Source organism: Pelomicrobium sp. G1 (genome assembly GCF_051905455.1).
GTDB lineage: Bacteria > Pseudomonadota > Gammaproteobacteria > Burkholderiales > UBA6910 > Pelomicrobium.
Window position 1 is genome coordinate 1 of record NZ_JBQACR010000508.1, and the last position, 246, is coordinate 246.

The window sequence follows — 246 nt, forward strand, 5'->3', positions numbered from 1 at the left end:
GGCCCTGCACGGCGAGCTCATCGGCGAGATCAATGTCGAAGGTACGGCGCGTCGCGGACTGCTGGTCATCGGACCGGGACAACCCTATGGGCCACGGGAGATCACCAAACAGTTCCATCTCCCGGTGCTCGCCACCCTCGCCGACGATCCTCGAACTGCGGCGTGCCTGCTGGATGCACCGTCACCGCGACGGTGGCGACGCAGCAGCCTGGCGACGAGCCTCTCCCGCGTGGCACACATCCTCGC

1 pseudogene is annotated in these 246 nt (G+C 67.5%); it reads left to right on the forward strand.

Annotation, left to right across the window (positions count from 1 at the left end):
• Positions 1-246 (forward strand): annotated as a pseudogene (locus ACTFO6_RS19420) (hypothetical protein); the annotation flags it as partial.